19 protein-coding genes are annotated in these 15,076 nt (G+C 65.4%); 18 read left to right on the top strand and 1 reads right to left on the bottom strand.

All coding sequences use genetic code 11. The features are described 5' to 3' along the window. The first annotated feature begins 245 nt into the window (after positions 1-245). The gene (locus FN835_RS03450; RefSeq protein ID WP_142661804.1) at positions 246-3,119 is read left to right on the top strand and encodes a DUF6973 domain-containing protein; all 2,874 of its coding nucleotides are present in this window, start codon (positions 246-248) and stop codon (positions 3,117-3,119) included. Between the two features lie 8 nt (positions 3,120-3,127). After that, the gene (locus tag FN835_RS03445) at positions 3,128-3,610 is read left to right on the top strand and encodes a hypothetical protein (RefSeq protein WP_142661803.1); all 483 of its coding nucleotides are present in this window, start codon (positions 3,128-3,130) and stop codon (positions 3,608-3,610) included. Positions 3,611-3,653: 43 nt separating this feature from the next. Here FN835_RS03445 and FN835_RS03440 read toward each other — a convergent pair whose 3' ends face one another. Further along, on the bottom strand, positions 3,654-4,637 hold the full coding sequence (locus tag FN835_RS03440) for a hypothetical protein (protein WP_142661802.1): 984 nt from the start codon (positions 4,635-4,637) through the stop codon (positions 3,654-3,656). A 225-nt stretch (positions 4,638-4,862) separates the two neighbouring features. On the opposite strand from FN835_RS03440, the gene FN835_RS03435 reads away from it, so the two are divergent. From FN835_RS03435 to FN835_RS03360, 16 genes are all read left to right on the top strand, one after another. Next, complete coding sequence (locus FN835_RS03435) at positions 4,863-5,453, top strand: hypothetical protein (protein WP_142661801.1); 591 nt, start codon at positions 4,863-4,865, stop codon at positions 5,451-5,453. 29 nt (positions 5,454-5,482) lie between these two features. Next, the gene (locus FN835_RS03430) at positions 5,483-5,779 is read left to right on the top strand and encodes a hypothetical protein (protein ID WP_142661800.1); all 297 of its coding nucleotides are present in this window, start codon (positions 5,483-5,485) and stop codon (positions 5,777-5,779) included. A 14-nt stretch (positions 5,780-5,793) separates the two neighbouring features. Next, positions 5,794-6,243, top strand: coding sequence for a hypothetical protein (locus tag FN835_RS03425; protein ID WP_142661799.1), 450 nt, complete (start codon positions 5,794-5,796; stop codon positions 6,241-6,243). Between the two features lie 21 nt (positions 6,244-6,264). Then, the gene (locus FN835_RS03420; RefSeq protein WP_142661798.1) at positions 6,265-6,486 is read left to right on the top strand and encodes a hypothetical protein; all 222 of its coding nucleotides are present in this window, start codon (positions 6,265-6,267) and stop codon (positions 6,484-6,486) included. 115 nt (positions 6,487-6,601) lie between these two features. Next, positions 6,602-6,889 (top strand): hypothetical protein, encoded by a 288-nt coding sequence (locus FN835_RS03415; RefSeq protein ID WP_142661797.1) that lies wholly within the window; start codon positions 6,602-6,604, stop codon positions 6,887-6,889. Positions 6,890-6,952: 63 nt separating this feature from the next. After that, entirely contained in the window at positions 6,953-7,291 is a 339-nt protein-coding gene (locus FN835_RS03410) for a hypothetical protein (protein WP_142661796.1), read from the top strand. 24 nt (positions 7,292-7,315) lie between these two features. Continuing rightward, positions 7,316-8,113: a type III secretion system inner membrane ring lipoprotein SctJ gene (sctJ, locus tag FN835_RS03405; protein ID WP_142661795.1), complete on the top strand. Its 798-nt coding sequence runs from the start codon at positions 7,316-7,318 to the stop codon at positions 8,111-8,113. Next, positions 8,110-8,733 (top strand): hypothetical protein, encoded by a 624-nt coding sequence (locus tag FN835_RS03400; RefSeq protein ID WP_142661794.1) that lies wholly within the window; start codon positions 8,110-8,112, stop codon positions 8,731-8,733. The genes sctJ and FN835_RS03400 overlap by 4 nt, the downstream gene beginning before the upstream one ends. Further along, positions 8,730-9,308 carry a hypothetical protein gene (locus FN835_RS03395; protein WP_142661793.1) on the top strand — a complete coding sequence of 193 codons (579 nt, stop codon included), beginning with the start codon at positions 8,730-8,732 and terminating at the stop codon, positions 9,306-9,308. Before FN835_RS03400 ends, FN835_RS03395 begins: the two co-directional genes overlap by 4 nt. Further along, positions 9,305-10,624, top strand: coding sequence for a FliI/YscN family ATPase (locus tag FN835_RS03390; protein WP_142661792.1), 1,320 nt, complete (start codon positions 9,305-9,307; stop codon positions 10,622-10,624). The genes FN835_RS03395 and FN835_RS03390 overlap by 4 nt, the downstream gene beginning before the upstream one ends. After that, positions 10,621-11,118 (top strand): hypothetical protein, encoded by a 498-nt coding sequence (locus FN835_RS03385; RefSeq protein ID WP_142661791.1) that lies wholly within the window; start codon positions 10,621-10,623, stop codon positions 11,116-11,118. The genes FN835_RS03390 and FN835_RS03385 overlap by 4 nt, the downstream gene beginning before the upstream one ends. After that, the gene (locus FN835_RS03380) at positions 11,115-12,266 is read left to right on the top strand and encodes a FliM/FliN family flagellar motor switch protein (RefSeq protein WP_142661790.1); all 1,152 of its coding nucleotides are present in this window, start codon (positions 11,115-11,117) and stop codon (positions 12,264-12,266) included. The genes FN835_RS03385 and FN835_RS03380 overlap by 4 nt, the downstream gene beginning before the upstream one ends. An 8-nt stretch (positions 12,267-12,274) precedes the next feature. Next, positions 12,275-12,925: a type III secretion system export apparatus subunit SctR gene (sctR, locus tag FN835_RS03375; protein ID WP_142661789.1), complete on the top strand. Its 651-nt coding sequence runs from the start codon at positions 12,275-12,277 to the stop codon at positions 12,923-12,925. Then, positions 12,926-13,180, top strand: coding sequence for a type III secretion system export apparatus subunit SctS (gene sctS / locus FN835_RS03370; protein ID WP_142661788.1), 255 nt, complete (start codon positions 12,926-12,928; stop codon positions 13,178-13,180). Further along, positions 13,177-14,001, top strand: a complete 825-nt coding sequence (locus FN835_RS03365; protein ID WP_142661787.1) for an EscT/YscT/HrcT family type III secretion system export apparatus protein — start codon at positions 13,177-13,179, stop codon at positions 13,999-14,001. The genes sctS and FN835_RS03365 overlap by 4 nt, the downstream gene beginning before the upstream one ends. Continuing rightward, entirely contained in the window at positions 13,998-15,035 is a 1,038-nt protein-coding gene (locus tag FN835_RS03360; protein WP_142661786.1) for an EscU/YscU/HrcU family type III secretion system export apparatus switch protein, read from the top strand. The genes FN835_RS03365 and FN835_RS03360 overlap by 4 nt, the downstream gene beginning before the upstream one ends. Positions 15,036-15,076 lie beyond the last annotated feature (41 nt).

Raw genomic sequence — 15,076 nt, 5'->3', positions numbered from 1 at the left:
ATTGACGGAAATGTGAAACCTGACGCCCCGCCAGACCTGTCGGCAAAGTCTTGCGGTTGTAAAAGCCCCGCTTTCGCGGCTTTTCGCCGATTGGCCCGCATTACCCCTACACCCCCGCGACTGACAAAAAACCGTCGCAACCAGCCTGTCCACTGCACCCTGAAACACATCGCTGTGCCTGCCGGGGCCGGAGCCGTTTCCGTGCCTCCTTGACCGCAACAGCGCCCGAAAACAAAGGAACTGTCATGCTCGTCCAGGGACAACGCCACGATCAGACGCGGGAACGGCTTGCAAACCAGCAGCCGCAACCGCCCGCCAATTCCAACCCGATCTATTCCAGCAATCCCGGCACCACACCGGGTCAGAACCCCGCCAATTCGGGGATCACGGATGCCGCCGAAGGCACCAAGGACGGCGTTCTGATCCGCGAGGGCGTGGAAAAGCTGAACGGCGCGGGCGACAGCGCCTATCTGCGCATCACCCCCGAAGTAAAGGCACAGGGCAACCTGCGCGGCGTCATGGTGGGGGCCAAGGGCCAGCTTGGCGGCGACATGCGCGTGACCCAGAACGGCGAAGGCCCGGACGCCACCTATACCCTGCGCTATGACAAGCAATCGCTGGGTGCGATCACCGGCGAGGTCGGGACCGACACGCTGGGCAAGGGCGCGGGCGGCAAGAACAGCGTGAACGGTCGCGTCAAGGCCGAGGTCGGCGGCCAGACCTTCGATGCGGTCGAAATGACCTTCGACAACAAGGAAGACGCGATCCGCGCCGCTGAAACCCTGCAAAAGCTGCATATGGCCGATGCGCTGGATGACGGCATCAACACCGCAATCTCGGGGCTTGGGCCGATGGGAATGCCTCTGGCCGCAGCCGAGGACGTGATTTCGGGCGGCGGTGAAAACCCGCTGGGCAACCCGCTGAATGCAGATGGCGCACCGGGCCGCCTGACGCAAAAGATCGCGGGCGTCACGGATGACGATCTGGCATTCCTCAGGGACAATATCAGCGCCTATGAAACAACAATCGGCACGCGCGGACGTCTGGCCGCCGAGGTCAAGGGCGACATGAAATATTTCAACGTCGCGGGCGAAGGGCGTTTTGACGACACCAAGCGCATCTCGCGCCGGGTCGAACTGCCCACCGCCGACAAGGATGGCAGCGTCACCTATTCGATGGAGGCGGGGTTGCGCCTGACCGCCAAGGAAAAGGCGCAAAAGGGTTTCCAGGTGAATGGCCTGCCCGTTGAACCGAAATTCGAAAACCGTCTGGATCTGGGCAACGCCTCGGCCAAGGTCAGCCTGACATACACGATCCCCAAGGGGACCGAGGTAGCGGGTTCCGCCGGTGGCCGCCCCGTGCCGGAAACCAACGGCTTTTCGGGTACGGACGGGCTGAAGCTTGATTCAGTCTCGTTGACCAATGTGCTGGAATATCGCGATCAAAGCCTTGCCGATCCGTCACGCGGGGATTCGCAGCGCCTGACCTCGACCACCACCATCGCCAACCCCGAAAAGCTGGGCGATGCGGCGGGCCAGTTCTTTGACGGCAACTTTGAGGAAGCGGCCCGCATCGCTGGTGCCAGGATCGACCTGAAAAGCGAAGACATCGCGCGTTCGGGCACGGCGACCCAGACCGGCGCAAAGGTCAAGCTGGGCGTGGCCGAGGCCGAAGCCTCGGTGATCCTTGAAAGCGGCGTCGATGACGTGACGCTGCAGGCCAGCCGCACGATCGAGCCGTCTCAGCCCCAGCCCGGCCAGCAACCCACGACCGAAACGCGCATTCCGCCCGCGCCCGCCGATGACGGCAAGACGCTGGTGGTGACACCCTGGAACGGCGCGAATATCCGCACTGCCCCCGATGGCGACGGCGCGGGCATCGCGCAGAACGGCACGTTCCTGCGCGATCAGGGCGAACGCCAGACCGGCGCGGACGGGCAGGAATGGATCAAGGTCAGCGGCACCGATCTGAACGATGCTCCGGTTCAGGGCTGGGTGCGCGCCGATCTGGTCCAGCCCCATTCCAGCGCCAAGGGCGCGATGGACGAAACCGGCCGCACCAACCCGTCGCTTGAACATGAGCGTTACGATGCCGTGACGGTCGAAAAAGATGACAACCTGTGGGATCTGGCGCAGAAACATGGCGTCGATCCGCAGGAAATGGTGGCGCTGAACCGCGATCACCTGCTGAACCCTTCGCTGATCTTCAAGGGCGACACGGTCTATCTGCCCGGCACGGCGCGTGGGCCGAAACCCGAGGTGGTCGAAATCCCCGCCGAGCCTGCACCGCCCGCCAATTCCGACGATTCGACATCGAACCCCGCGCCCTCGACCCCGGCGCCCGGCACGGGATCGCACCCGCCCGCGAATGATGACAGCGCGCCCAAGGCCGGGAACCCGCCCGAAGCACCAAAGACCGACCCTGCCCCCGTGCAGCCCCCCGCGACGGATGGCCGTCCCGACCTGAACCAGATCCTGCAGGATTATCAGGTCAAGGACGATCAGATGACCGAATATAAGCCCAATATCGGCCCGTTGCCCATCGACGCACCCTTTGTCGGCTCGACCAAGATGACGCAGGCCGAGGCGGATTTGCTGGACAAGCTGGGCAGCAATCGCGGCATTCTGGGTCTGAACGACTTCAAGGGCATCAGTTCGAACGATGCCAATGATCTTGGCCAGTCCTATCGCACCGCGAACGAATATTTCCCGCGCAACGCCGCCGATGGCTCGCCCATCCCCGGCGCCGAGGATGGTCATAACGACGCCTTCCGCCATGCCTATTGGAGTGCGCTGATGTCGGATCGCTTTGGCGAGGAATTCTCGGCGGCGATGGGAACAGCGCATGAAGGCGTGCCGGGCAACCCCGCCGCGAAAGAAGCGATGGACCTTTACAACAACGAGGTCGGTCGCCGCATCGCCCGCGAAAACCCCGATGCCGACGACAAGCAACTGGCCGACAAGGTGGCCGAAGCCGTGCGCAACGGCGAGATGCTGGTGATCGGGTCCGATGGCAATCTGGCTTGGTCCGATCAGGTCGAATACGGCAAGAACGGTGATGCCAACGCGACCACCACCTTGCCCGGCAAGCAGACCCCGCCGGAATACAAATCAAGCTAAGGGACGATATGCGCCTGAAATTCCTGACCGCCATGGCAGCCAGCTTCGCCCTTGGGTGTGGCGTGGTCGCCTATTCCCAGACCGAAGGACAGCCATCCGTGAATGACGCAAGCCTTGCTCCGCAAGCGAAGCTGATGGAGGACCGCATCGCGGCCTTTCTGGCAAAGGGACCGCAAGGTGCCCGCCTGCCGCTGACCGAAATCACCGATTTCGACTGGGACAGCGTGCGCCCGTTCTACGGCGCCGTGGCCCGCGAGACGTTCCAGCAGGTTCTGGGCGATACGGCATGGCTGGACGACCCCGCCATCGCCGATGCCGGGGACGAAGCGGTCCGGCTGGTCTTTCTGAAAGACGGTAAGGTCGTGGGAACTGCCGTGGCCACGCCGCCGGTCTGGCTGCTGGAGGTCAAGGAAGAACCCATGGGCCGCGACGCGGCATTGGTCGTGACCACGCCCGATCCCGGCCCCTATTATCATATGACGCTGGAGTGATCCGGCAAACAAAGGCCCGGTCGCAGCGACCGGGCCTTTGTCGTCACCAGCCCTGCGTCATGTAGCGATAGCTGTCCCAACTGTGCATCTCGCCGGTCATGGCGCCCCAGTTGTTCAGTCGCATAAGCTGATTGGCCGCAGCACCCATGCCTGCGGTGGACCCCGAGGCGCGGGCCTTGGCAATCTCCATCAGCGGGGCTTTCAGCGGTCCGGCAAACGCGCCCATTTCCATGAAATGGATCAGTTCGGGGCTGGCCTCGCGTTCGGCCTTGCTCATCGGCAAATCGACGGCGGCCAGCCAATGGATCACGTCCTCGGTCCCGATAACCTTTTCCAACAGCGCGGCGGGCGGGATTTCCGGACGGGTCAGGACGCCAAGCGCCGTTTCCCGCTCGGGCGGCGTCAGGTCGGGCCACGCGGTTTCGACGCCGCTGGCCCATGCTTCAAGGCGCGTGGGCAAGACGCGGTTCATGGGCTGGTCCGCCTGCTTGTCCCATGCCGCCATGGCCACGTCCCGGGCCGGGCCTGACGGCAGAACGCCCCCATCGTCCAGTGCGCGCAGACGATCCACCGCCTGCACGTCGCTTTCGGCCAGACCCAGCCCCGGCACCAGATCGGCGCGGAACGGATCGACCTCGGCCCACAGTTTCAGCGGCGCATAGCTTTCGGGTGGCTGATCGGCCAGAATGGCCGCAGTCAGCAGAATGTCGCGCGCCAGATCATACATGGCGCCGCGCGTCGCGGGCACGCTGCCCTGATGCGCAAGCTCTGCCGCCTGCACAAAGGCCGCGGGCGCCTTTTCGGCCAGCAAGGGCTCTGGTGCGTAAGCCTCGACCAGACGCTGCATATCCGCGCGGATCACGTCGGGATCTGCCCCGGCAGCGCCCTGCCCCATCATCGCCAGATAGGCGTCCGCCATCAGCGGCGCGACGGTCGCCGGATCAGCGGGCGCGGCCAACGCGGAGGTCAGCGGAAAGGTCAGAAAAAACGCGGCCAATGCCACAGAATTCACGGAATCATGGGTCATTTCCATACCCCCTTTGCGTGTTCTTCTTGGGCTTTATCCCTGTATGCCGTGCATGACAGCGCCGTGACGACGCGCGGGATGCGCAAGAACTCGCCTGTTCGGCAAAACGCGCAGCCGTTTCCCCGCCGACGCGCCGTCAGCGTCACAGACACGTCGCAAAACCGCGTTTCCCTGTGTCCAAGACAAAGCGGATAGGACCAACGTGACGGCGCTGGAATTTTGCGAATGGCGCCGGTGATACGGGCCTTGACGCTTGGCTTGGCGATGCTGGGCCTGCAGCCTGCAGTTTCCGCAGCGCAGGGCTTTGCGTCATTGGATGAGGATGTTCTGGAGCGCCCCTTTCCCTATCAGGCGAACGGGGTGCGGATCGAGGCGATGTTGCAGGATCTGACGGCCAAGACACAGGTTCCGGTGATTCCCTCCGAAACGCTCGGGGGGACGGTTTCGATGTCCAGCCCGGATGGCACCTTGCGCGATGCGTTGGGTGAAATCAGCAGGCAGGCCGGGGCGATCTGGTGGTTCGATGGCCGTGCCGTGCATGTCGAACCTGCGGCGAACATGGTCAGCCGCCTGATCGGACTGGACGGCTTCACCGTGCAGGACCTGCGCGACCAGATGCGCGAGATCGGGCTGGAGGATCCGCAATATCCGCTGCGTGCCGGGCCGGATGCGGAAATGGCGCGCGTTGTCGCGCCGCGCGGCTATGTCGATGCGGTGGCGGAACTTGCCGCGCATATGGCCGCGGCCCGCCAGCCCGAAAAGCAGGGGCCGGAAAAGGATATGCCACGGGTGATCCGTGGGCGCGGCTGGCAATAGTCGCAAGGACAGCAAGCAAAGGGATGACGATGACCAATTCCGCCGAACTGACCGACGATCTGCACCTGATGATGGCTGCGGCCATCCTGTGCGGCCAGCGCGGTGTCGATGCCGACCTGATGCCGATCTTCGACAGCTGGGCGCAGCATTACCCGCAGGACGCGCTGGCCAATATCGGGCGGGGCCTGTTCATGATCGGTCACGGCAATCCCGAGGCGGGCTACCAGATGATCGCCGAGGCGGCGGACAAGGCCACCACCCGTGCCGAACAGGCGCGCGAGGTGCTGGCCTCGCTGCGCCATGACCTGCCAGAACTTACGCGCTGAACCCGGAGGCAAAGATGCAGATCGACCGGGCGGATATGAAATTGCTGATCGAAGCCGGATATTCGGGCGTGATGCGTGGCATTTCGACCGATCTCGCGCCGATCTTTCTGGCCATGAACGAATGGATGCCCGCTTATGCCGCGGGCGAAATCGGCCTTGCCCTGCAGGAAATGACCTCGGGCAATTTCGCCGCTGCCGATGAACGGCTGACCACGATACTCGCCTCGGACCGCGAAGGGCGCGACGAGGCGCGCGCGATCCTTGCCATGTGCAAGGCGCTGCAGAACCAGCACGAGGAGGCCCGCCGCCTGCAAGAGGAATTGCAGGGCGAAGGCGGGGCCGCCGAAGCCTTCACCGATCTTCTGGTGAATGGCGCCCCCGAGACCACGCAGGGAAATCAGGGCCTTGCGATGGAGACCGAAGCGGTGCCCGCCCGCGACGGTCACGATGCAGAGCGGGCATGACACAACGGATGGAGAGAGAATATGGGACTTTTTAGCGGAATCGGCAAAGCCCTTGGCGGTATCGGCAAGGCGCTTGGCGGCATCGGCAACCTGTTAAAAGGCCTGACCGGCATCCTGAATTCGCCGCTGGGCGGCTTGCTGAAAATGGCCTTCCCGCCGCTGGCTCTGGCCAGCTCGGTGATGAATTTCGCCGGCATGATGGGCAACCTCGCCGGTGGTATCGGCGGCGGCGAGAACTACTGACGATAACGCGGGAAATCGGGACACGGTCGCCAGCAACTTCCGCGCCCTGTTTCCCGCCTCGGACGCCCCGGCGTCCCGCTGCAACCAAAGTGAACCGACAAAGACAAAGGACCAGATGAACACGAACCCGCCCATGAAAAGCCAGACCCGCCCGCGCATTGCCGCGGCGATGCGGTCGTGGCTGCGCCGCCGGATGGCTGTGCGCGCGGGCGGTCGTCTGGCCAATCCGTTCCTCCGCCTGTCACGGGCGGTGGGCCGCGCGCATGTCGCGCAAAGGTTCCGGCCTTGCAAGCCGGAATGTCGCACCCTGACCATCCGTATCCCCGGCCCGAAACCTCTTTCCGCACTTGGCCTTGGCCTTGCGGGCGGCGGTGGCGGCAGCCCCGGAGATGCGGCGGTCTGACAGGATGCGATACACCCTGCCCCAAGGGGCCGGGCCACCACCACGGACAAAAAGGACCGCGACATGGTCACCGCAGTTACAGGTTTCGCCAATGCCGCCGCAGGCCAGGCGTCCCCCGCCCAGCAAGAGCCGGTGCTCAGCGAGTTGGCGCAGGCCGCGCTGGACCGTCTTGGCCAGATGCACAGCGATTTCACCCATAGCGCCGGGGCGGTGATGGATCGCGCCAATGTCGCCCCTCCGACGGGCAACGGTCCCGATGATCTGGCGCGTTCGCTGGCCTCGGTCTCCGAAGCGTTTCAGACAACGGCGTTGGTGCAAAGCCAGATCGTGCAATTTTCGATGGCGACGTCCATTTCGCAAAGCCTCGGAAACAATCTCAACAGCTTTCTCAAGGGGACCTGAGGCGTTTCGCGCCCGGTCGCTTCCATGCGGACAATCCGATTAGCCTTCGCGCTTTGCGCGCTTTTCGCGCTCGCCGCCTGCAAGGCCGAGCTTTACACCGGCCTGACAGAACGTGAGGCGAATGAGATGGTGGCGGCGCTGCTGGGCGCCGGCATTCCCGCCGCCAAGACCGGCGGGGCCGAAGGCGTGACCGTCACCGTCGATGAGGCCCGCTTTTCCGAGGCGATGACGCTTCTGGACCAACGTGGCCTGCCCGCGCGGCAATATGAAAGCATGGGCGATGTGTTCCGCAAAGAGGGGCTCGTTTCCTCTCCGACCGAGGAACGCGCGCGGCTGATCTATGCGCTTAGTCAGGAATTGTCGCGCACGATCGCGGAAATCGACGGCGTGCTGTCGGCGCGCATCCATGTGGTGCTGCCGGAATCCGACATGCTGGGGCGCGATGTGAAGCCGTCATCTGCCTCGGTTTTCGTGCGCTATGCGCAGGGAACGGACGTGCAGGAATACGCGCCGCAGATCAAACTGCTGGTCGCGAATTCGATCGAGGGTCTGCTTTATGACAATATCACCGTCGTCATGGTCCCGGCTGCGGGCGATCAGGCAGCAGATGCCGCACCGCTGGAGTTTTCGAACGTGCTGGGCATCTGGGTGCATCCCGGCTCGGCGCAGCGGTTGTGGATGATGCTGGGCGGCATGGTTGCGGCAATCGTGGCCTTGGCCGGGCTGGCCGCATGGCCGCTGCTACGCAACCGCAAACCCAAGCGCAGCACGGCCTCTGTTCCCGCGATACGCGACGAATTCGGTGATGAGGGCGGGGTATGACCGCGCGGCCGGATCCGACCGAACTGCGCATGGCACGGGCGCGGGTCCGCATCATGGCCGCACGCGCCGCACGCAGCCAGCCGGGTTTGCGGGCCGAAGGTCGCGTCGCCGGGCGGCTGGGGTCCGATCTTGCACCGTTGGACGCCACGATGGACCCGACCGCCGCGCGGCTGGCACTTGTCACCGATCCGGCGCTGGCCGGGCGGGTCTTTCATGCCGCCGCCGCCGCGCTGATGGCCGGTCAGATCGCCCGCGCGATCACGCCCGATGCCGTGGCCGATCTGCCCGTGCCCGCCGAATATCACGACTTCGCCCTGCGTCACCGGGCGCTGGCCCTGCCCGGAGCTGTGGCCGACTATCCCACGCTTGTCGCGCAGGTGCAGGCCGTTTGGGCCGCGATGCTGCCGCCGCCGCTCTCGGGCGAATATGATCCGGGAATTCCGGCCCCGGATGTTCGCCCTATCACGATGCCCGACCGTCCTGCCCAGCCGCGCCGCCGCTGGGGTCGCGCTCCGGCGCAGGTCCTGGCCTTGGCTCCACTGCCCGCCAACCCGGATCGCCATGCTGCCGCCCTGAATGCCGCCCTGGCCGAGTTCCTGACGCCCGAGGCACGGCGATGAGCCCCGCCCGCATCCTGCCGCGCGAAGAGATCGACCGCCTGCGCGAAGCCGACCGCATCCTGCGCGATGCCGAACAAACCCGCGAGGAAAGCCGCGAAACGACGGCGCGGATGCAGCAAGACATGATGAGCGAGGCGCGGATGCAGGCCCTGCGCGAATCCACCCGCACCGCCGCCCGCCTGATCGCCAAGGCCGAAGAAGCCGCCGAGGCGCGGCTGAAGAACATGGAACCGGAACTGGCCCGCTTGGTCGCCCGCACCGTGCGCAGCATCCTTGGCGATTTCCAGCCCGAGGAGGCGACCTATCTGGCAGCCCGCCACGCGCTGGCGCAATTGCGCGACCATCGTCGGGGCCGCATCTTTGCCGCCGAAGATACGATCGAACCGATCCGCCGCGCCGTGGACGATCTGGGCGGCGAAGGCCCCGAAATTCTGGCGGTGATCCCCGATCCGGCGCTGGATGCGGGCCGCGCCTATCTTTCCAGCGATCGTGGCAGTGCGGAAATCGGGCGCGATGCCTTGGTCGATCGCGCACTTGCGCCTTGGGAAGGCCAGACCGAGGAGCGTGAACCATGACCGCCGACCCGCTTCTGGAACAGCTGCGCGCCCGCGCCAGCCGCATCGAGACGGTCGAACTGCGCGGACGCGTGACCCGTATCCTTGGCTGCGTCCTTCATGCCCGCATGGCCGATGGCCGCGTCGGAGAGGAATGCCTGCTGCGCGATCCGGTCAGCAAAGTGGAAATCACCGCCGAAATCATTGGCTTCGACGGCGACGAGGCGATCCTTGCCCCTGCGGGCGACGTGCGCGGCCTGTCGTCGCGGACCGAGGTGCTGCCGACGCGGGCCGAACCGCTTGGACCTGCGGGGCCAGAGCTTCTGGGCCGCGTGGTCGATGGTTTCGGGCGTCCTCTGGATGGCGGGCCGCTGGTTCCTGCCACGGTGCCGTTGAACGCCGACCCGCCCCTGCCGCTGGACCGTCCGGTCATCGACACCCCATTCGTCACCGGGCTGCGCGTCATCGACGGAATGCTGGCGATGGGCGAAGGCCAGCGCATGGGCATTTTCGGCGCGGCGGGGGCGGGCAAATCCACGCTGCTGTCCCAGATCGTGCGCGGCGCGGATGCCGATGTCGTCGTGCTGGGCCTGATCGGCGAACGGGGCCGCGAGGTGGCCGAGTTTCTGGAACGCGACCTTGGCCCCGAAGGGCGCAAACGCGCGGCGGTCTTTGTCGCCACCTCGGACCGTCCGGCGACGGAACGGCTGCGCGCGACGCTGGCCGCCACCGCCTGCGCCGAGGAATTGCGGCGACAAGGGATGCGGGTGCTGCTGCTGATCGACAGCGCCACGCGCGTTGCGCGCGCATTGCGTGAAATCGGGCTGGCAGCCGGCGAGCCTCCGGTCAGGCGGGGCTTTCCGCCATCGGTCTTTGCGGCGCTGCCGCGTCTGGTGGAACGTCCCGGCCGCACGCGGCAGGGCGTGATGACCGCCATCTATACCATCCTTGTCGAAGGCGATGACGACGCCGCCGACCCCGTGGCCGACGAAATGCGCAGCCTGCTGGATGGCCATATCGTGCTGTCGCGCGATCTTGCGGCACGCGGCCACTATCCGGCGATCGACGTTTTGCGCAGCAAAAGCCGGGTCATGTCGGCAGTCGTCGGCACAGATCAGGTCAGCCACAGCCAGCGCATCTCGGCCCGGCTGGCCAAGCTGGAGGAGATCGAGATTCTGGTTCAGGTCGGCGAATACCGCGCAGGCTCGGACGCGCTGGCGGATGAGGCGCTGAAGCTGCGCGGCGCGACCGACGCATTCCTGCGCCAGCCCACATCCGAAAAAAGCAGCCGCGAGGCGACACTTGCGGCCCTTGCTATATTGGGGGCCGGGGCATGAGAAAACGCCTGCGCCAGATGGACAAGTTGATCCGGCTGGCGGACCTGCGCGAAGATCTGGCCCGCCGCGCGCTGGCGCAGGCTGGTCACGCGCTATCCGAACGCACCCGCGAACGCGACGAGGCGCAAGGCCGCAGTCTTGCGCTGCGCCGCGATCAGGCCGAACGACGCGAGATTTTGCGCAATCCGCTGATCGGCTCGGCCCAGCTGCGCGGCCAGTTGTCAGCCGTGCTGACCACATTCGAGGCCGACCGCACCCGTGAAGCCGAAGCCCGCAAGATCGCCAGCGATGCCGAAGCCGCGCGCCGGACTGCGGAACAGACGCTGATCGCCGCCCGCTTCGATCTGATCCAGGCGGGGCGCCTGACCGAAAAGCGACGCCGCATCCGCGAACCGATCCAGACCGCGCTGTTTCGTGCAGCCGAAGCCCGCGATGAGCTGGAGGCCGAGGAAATCCGCCGCGATCTGCCCGCGCCTCAGGGGGGCATGACATGAGCACGGCCCTGCCCGATCAGGTCGCGCGGCTGGAAAGGCTGGTGCTGGGCACCCCTGAGCCGCCATCTGCGGATGCCGGGCCGCGCCCTGCCACTTTGTCGCGCCGCAGCCTGACGCCCGAGCTTGCGGCGATCCAGAACCTGCTTTGCCCGCGCCGCGCCCCGATTTCGCTGCGGGCCGGTGGCGTGGCGCTGCAAGCCATGCTTAACCCACCCGCAACCCTGCCCGAAGGCGTGGTCTGGCTGGCCTTTACGCTTGACGGTCATCCCGCGCGGATCGGACTGTCTTGGGGCCAGCTGCGGCGACTGACCGGCCTGCCCTTGGAAAGCGCCGATCCCAGCGATGCTGCCTTGCTGATCGAGGAGGCGCTGACGGCATGGCTGGACGATCTGGAAAGCCAGACCGGACTGGCTTTGCGCCTGACCAGCCTGTCCGCGCCCGTCCCCGATGTGGCCATGCTGACACTGGCCCTGCGGGCCGAGGTGGTGACGCGCAGCGCCGGCGCGGTGCGGCTGAACCTGCCCTTGCAGCTTTCGGCGGCGGCGGGGCGGACGCTCGCCCCGACATTGACGCGCTGGCATGATCGGCGTCCCGATGCACTGCCACTGTATCTGCGCCTTGGGGTCGAAATCGACGCGATGCGCGTCACCATGGCCGAGCTTGCGGCGCTGCGCACGGGCGATGCCCTGGTGCTGCCCGATCTGCCGCTTTCGGGCCGCGTCATCGCAGAGCGGCGGCTGATCGCCCCTGCGCGCCCCGCAGGCGACGGCCCCATGCCCGCAGCATGGGCGCTGACCGGACATTTCACCCCCCGCGCCGATTTCCTTTCCACCACACAAAAGCATGATTTCGACATGACAGAAAACGACGCGGAACGCCCCGCAGATGCCCCGCAACCCGCGCCGACCGAACACGCACCCGACAGCATGGACGGGCTTGAGATGCGCCTGTCCTTTCGCTTGGGCGAGACACTGATTTCCATGACCGACCTGCGCCGCGCCGGACCGGGCACGATCGTCACGCTGGACCGTCCCGACGGGGCACTGGTAGACATCCTTGCCAATGGCCAATTGATCGGCACCGGAGAGGTGATCACCGTCGCGGGCCAGCGCGCGGTCGAAATCCGCAGCCTGTTCAGCGACGGCTGACACGACCGATGGAAAGCCCCTTTCCGCTTCTGATCGCCGCCAGCGGGCTGATGATCGTGCCGTTTCTGGTCGTCAGCCTGACCGCCTTCGTCAAGATCGCGGTGGTGCTGTTTCTGGTGCGCAGCGCGCTAGGCATCCAGCAGACGCCGCCGAACCTTGTGCTTTACGGCGTGACCATCGTGCTGACCGGCTATGTCATGTCGCCCGTCATCGCCGCATCGTTTCAGGCGATGAGCGACGGGGGCACGCTGACCACGCTGCCCGCCCCCGCCGAATGGCCCGGCATGATCCAGCGCGGGCTGGAACCTGTGCGGGATTTCCTGACCCGCTTCACCACGCCCGAGGATCGCGCCTTCTTCCTGTCCGCCGCCGAGGAAATGCACAGTGCCACCGCCGTCACGCCGACGGATCGCGACATCTTCATCCTTGCCCCGGCCTTTGTCACGGCAGAGCTGACCCGCGCATTCGAAATCGGTGTGCTTCTGTATCTGCCGTTCATCGTAGTCGATCTGGTCATCACCAACATCCTGACCGCGATGGGCATGATGATGGTGTCGCCGACCGTGATTTCACTGCCGTTCAAGCTGTTGCTGTTCGTCGCGGTCGATGGCTGGTCGCGGCTGACGCATGGGCTGGTAATGAGCTATGTGGGGGGATGAATGCGGCTTTATGAATCGCTGAACCACGCGCTTTTGCTGGTCTTGCAACTGTCGCTGCCGGTCATCGTCGCGGCGACGATCATCGGGCTGGTCATCGGCCTGATCCAGACGCTGACCCAGATACAGGACCAGACCCTGCCCCATGCAGTCAAACTGCTGGCAGTGGCGGGCGTGATCATCCTGCTGGGCGGCGGGTTGTCGGCAAGATTGCTGGCATTCGCGACCGACATGTTCGCCCGGATCGCCTCGGGATGAACGAACTGGCCGATCTGCTGCCGGGTGGGCTGACGCAGATGCTGGTCCTGCTGGCCGTAGTCGGCGCGCGGCCCATGGGCTTTGTCATGCTGCACCCGATCTTTGGCCGCTTCGGGATCAGCACGGGCGTTTTGCGCGGCGCGGTCATCGTCGCCATGGTCGCGCCGGTCCTGCCCGCCGCGACCGCAATGATTGCAGATGATCCGACGCCAGTATCCATGGCGGTCGTGCCCGGCATGATCATGGCCGAGCTGCTGATCGGCGCGTTGCTGGGTCTGCTGACCGGTGTGCCGTTCTGGGCGGCGATGGCTGCGGGCGATTTCATCGACAACCAGCGCGGCGCATCCATGGCGAACCTGTTCGATCCCGGCTCCTCGACCGAATCCACCGTGACGGGCACGCTGTTCTTTCTGACCTGCGTGCTGGTTCTGGCCGCCGAAGGCGTGCTGTTCCCGGCGATTTTCGGACCGCTGATGCAAAGTTACGTGCTGTTTCCGGTCATGTCCGGCCTTTCGCTGCCCGATCCCCAGCAAGGCGCACTGGCGCTGGGGCTGCTGGACCAGATTCTGCGCGCGGGATTGATCCTTGCGCTGCCCGTGGTGATTCCTCTGCTGCTGACGGAAATGGTGCTGGTCGTCGCCACGAAATACATGCAGCAGATCAACGCGATGTTTCTGGCCATGACGGTCAAGCAAGCGGTCAACGCACTGCTGATCCTGATCTATGCCGCGATCATGGCCCGCTATGCGATGGGCCAGATCGGCAGCGGTGCCTTTGGTCCCGGCGCGCTGGGGCCGTTCCTGAAAGGCATGGTGGAATGAGCGGCGACGGAGGATCGTCTTCCGAGGAAAAGAACCTGCCGCCGTCGCAGCATAAGCTGCGCAAGGCACGGGAAAAGGGCAACGTGGTCACGTCGCGCGAATCGCTGGCCTCGATCTCGACCGCGTTGGTGCTGTTCTACCTTTTCGTGCGGCGCGAATCGATCACGGCAGATTTCCAGACGCTGTTTACCCTGCAGATTGATCCGGCCATCGGCTTTTGGGGCGAGCTTTCGGAAAAAGCGCGGATCAGCCTGCGGCTGGGCGCGTTCATCTTGCTGCCGGTGCTGATCGGCGTCATCGCCGTCACCGTGCTGCTGGGGATGGCGATTTCCGGCGGTCCGGTCTTTTCGGTCCAGCCGCTTATTCCCGATTTCAACAAGCTGAACCCCGCCAGCGGCTTCAAGAAGATCTTCGGCAGACGGGCGTTGATGGGCTTTTTGATGCATGTCATTCGGCTGGCCGCGCTGATCGTGGCACCGGCCGTTCTGCTATGGGGCCAGATCACCGCGCTGATCGGCGCTCCGCCCTGTGGGCTGGCCTGCACCGGAGGCGCGATCTGGGGCATGTTGATCCCGATTCTGGCGGCGATTCTGGCGGTGCTGGTCGTGGTCGCGCTGCTGGATTACATGGTGCAGCGCAGCGAATTCATGCGCGAACAACGCATGTCCATCACCGAATTCAAGCGCGAGCTTAAGGATCAGGACGGCGACCCGATGCTGAAAGGCCAGCTACGCGCCGATCAACGTGCCATGGTTGACCGCCCGACCGGGCTGGCGCAGGCGACCGTCATCATTCATTCGGCCCCCGACATGGCCATCGGGCTGCGCTATGTCGAAGGCGACACGCCTGCTCCGCTGGTCGTCATCCGCGCGCGGGGCAGCGATGCGGTGGCGAAGCTTTTGCGCGCTGCGACCAAGATCCGGGTCAGCAACGACGCTGCGGCGACGGCGGCCATCGCCGGGGTTCCGGTCGGCGATTACGTGGTGGAAGACGCACAGATCCAGACCATCGCGCCATTCCTGCGGCCAATCTGACGAAAACGGCCCCGCCCAAAGGCGAGGCCGGGTATCGCGTC

Source organism: Paracoccus laeviglucosivorans, from assembly GCF_900182695.1.
Lineage (GTDB): Bacteria > Pseudomonadota > Alphaproteobacteria > Rhodobacterales > Rhodobacteraceae > Paracoccus > Paracoccus laeviglucosivorans.
This window is presented reverse-complemented; position numbering and strand designations above follow the sequence as displayed.